This window comes from Segatella copri (assembly GCF_003465495.1).
GTDB lineage: Bacteria > Bacteroidota > Bacteroidia > Bacteroidales > Bacteroidaceae > Prevotella > Prevotella copri_G.
In genome coordinates this window covers 1-2,641 of sequence record NZ_QSAV01000091.1, presented here as the reverse complement: position 1 = coordinate 2,641, position 2,641 = coordinate 1, and the positions used below count along the sequence as shown (strand labels likewise).

Here is a 2,641-nt window from a genome sequence, read left to right as displayed (position 1 = left end):
ACATGCTCGGGAACGGTGCAGAAGCCGTCATACTTGTGAACGTACTTGATGAACTCCTTGCCGTAGTCCTGACGCAAGGTTTCCATGTTCCATGGGATGCGCTTTCTTACCTTTCCACCACTGATGTTAGGTTGGTCAACCACCTTGTACAAGGTAGTGCCAACACGGATGAACACCTCGTTTGGCGGAGGTGCTGCCTGTGGCTGTTTTCTTTCCACAGCTACAGGTTGTTTGTTGTCGTTTGTCTTGCTCATAATCTAACCTTTGTGAGTTGATAAAATTAAAGTTGCAAAGGTAAGGGTGGAAAATCAAAACGCAAAACACAAACTTGCGCAGAATGGAGAAGTTTGCACCGGCAATGTTAAAAGATTGGAAATCAAGGTGCTTGATGTAGGCTTTCGGGATAAAATAAAACGAAAAAATCCCAAAGAAAGGCTTCCTTGTAAACCTTTCCTCGGGATGAACAAAAAGTAATTTTACATTATACTTTTACTTGTCTGGTTCTAATTCTTCTACTGCATAAATGGCATGTAGTTCAACTTTCTTAATCTTAGGATATTCCGTTTTATAATAATCTGTCACATCTTTGACTATACTTTCTTGGTCATAGTAAAATGTAGCCAAAACGACTTCCGTATAATTACCAATAGGTAATAAATGCCAAACTTCGGAGTTATCGGCATTTGGCTGAATCTTAAGAATTCCATCCATGCGGACATTTCCTTTATCATCTGTAATGGTTAGTCTCTTGGTTACATAAGAGCCGAAAGGAATATAATCACGAGTACGTATTGTATAATATTTATTGTATGAGTCTTTCTCTATGGCATCAGCTGCAATAGTTGCAGAATCCTCAGAAGAAACACCTTCAACAAAACATTTTCTATCTACCACATACATTGTTCTACTAAGTTCCCAAAGAGCCGTCCAATCTTTTACTTCAACCTTTAATACAGCAGTATTTCCATCGGAATCGGTTATGGTGATAGTGGTATTTCCTACAGAAACACCACTTACATAGATTTCTTTCTCTGCTTCATTTGTTGAGCACGAGACTTTGGCTATACTTTCATCGGAAGATGTTGCTGATATTTTGCCTTTAGCTCCATTTACATTAACTTTGCTGCTACTTTCCGTATAGGTGGTAAGAGAGGTAATCACAATCTTTTTACCAGTATTTATGTCACCAATGATTTCGTCTTGTGTGAGTTGAATACCAGAGTCATCATCACCGCAGCTTGCCAAAGATAGCAAAGCGGTTAATGCAATAAGAATCATTTTAATTTTCATACATTTCTTCAATATTAAAGGGTTACACTTATATCTAATAAACACAGATCGTATCAAAAACTTGCATGAGATTTCATATTTTTCTTTATGTGCAATATAAATCACCCTATCAAGAATTTTGTGAATCAATAAATCTATACGACAGTAAATCAGTAAATCAATAAGTCAATACGACAGTGAATATCCAAGCGTCAAAGATGCGACCATTCTCAACTAAAAGCATTTGTCCCTCCGTAGAGTTGCAGGACAATGGCTGTTTTCTCTTTTGCTCCGTACAACCTCTTGAAGATGGCATCACGAAGTTGCGCTGCACCATTAGAGGTGAGACGGAAGCAAATGGCAACAACCATAGGGAATCCATACAATGTTTGCCAAATACCTTTGGAAAGTTCTTGCCTCTGTTGGACTTCAGACATCAACAACATACCTTCTTTATATATGGCTCGTATCACAGAGTTGAGTTTCGGGGCGGTAACATGAAGCATATCCACCAACTCGCCCTCACTCATCCACAAGTTCTCCAAGTTGGACGGAATGGATAACATTCCATTTCCGCCCACGGTGATTACAGTCCTTTTCATGCCATTCCTCCCATAACTGGCAAATGCCCCTTGATTCGACTTTCAAAGACTGCTATGTCATGGTCAAGCTTGGTGCTTGTCACCTTAGCGTATATCTGCGTTGTGGTGATGTTCGTGTGACCAAGAATCTTACTCACACTTTCTATCGGCATACCATACTCCAAGGCTAAAACAGCCCAACTATGACGGGATACATGGAACGAAACCCGCTTCTTGATGCCACACATTACAGCTACTTTTTTGATGCGCTTGTTGATGCCGTCAAGATTACCAATGTTGAACAAGTGGTTGCCCTTTCTGAAAGATTTGTATCGCTCAACAATCTGCATAGGAATATCCATCAGCTTGATTTGAAACGGCACGCCTGTCTTCTGACGCTTGGACACAATCCAAGGAGCACTGTTTACCATGCTGATATTGTCCTCAGTCAAGTTCTTGATGTCAATGAATGATATACCTGTCCAACAACCAAAGATAAAGAGGTCTCTTGCAAATGCCATATTGGGGTCTTCCAACTTTATATCAGTCATGGCAGTAAGCTCATCCAAGGTCAAGAACTCACGTTCCTTGTGGTCTGGGTCAACGTGGTACATGGCAAACGGATTTCTCGGTATCTTGCCGTTGTAGTGTGCCGCCGTAACGATATGTTTCAGAGGTATTGAGTAAATCCAAATGGAGGACTGCGCAAGCCCTACCACATTTTTCAAGTAAAGGCAATAGTCACGGATAAACTCCTCGGTAAGCTCATTCATGGACATATCGCTGCGCTT

The 2,641-nt window shown here is 40.6% G+C and carries 3 protein-coding genes and 1 pseudogene; all 4 read right to left on the bottom strand.

The window, feature by feature from the left end; translation table 11 throughout:
* A pseudogene (locus DWV53_RS16265) lies at nt 1–254 on the bottom strand (helicase); the annotation flags it as partial.
* 235 nt (nt 255–489) lie between these two features.
* Entirely contained in the window at nt 490–1,290 is an 801-nt protein-coding gene (locus DWV53_RS15045; RefSeq protein ID WP_118155418.1) for a pilus assembly protein N-terminal domain-containing protein, read from the bottom strand.
* Nucleotides 1,291–1,499: 209 nt separating this feature from the next.
* On the bottom strand, nt 1,500–1,871 hold the full coding sequence (locus DWV53_RS15040; RefSeq protein WP_009018146.1) for a hypothetical protein: 372 nt from the start codon (nt 1,869–1,871) through the stop codon (nt 1,500–1,502).
* Nucleotides 1,868–2,641 (bottom strand): site-specific integrase (locus tag DWV53_RS15035; protein WP_147468825.1); only part of this gene is annotated, 774 nt, incomplete at its 5' end. The genes DWV53_RS15035 and DWV53_RS15040, both read right to left, overlap by 4 nt.

Excerpts from the sequence above, each read along its gene's own strand:
- DWV53_RS15045 (WP_118155418.1), bottom strand. The coding sequence starts at position 1,290 with ATGAAAATTAAAATGATTCTTATTGCATTAACCGCTTTGCTATCTTTG.
- DWV53_RS15040 (WP_009018146.1), bottom strand. The coding sequence starts at position 1,871 with ATGAAAAGGACTGTAATCACCGTGGGCGGAAATGGAATGTTATCCATT.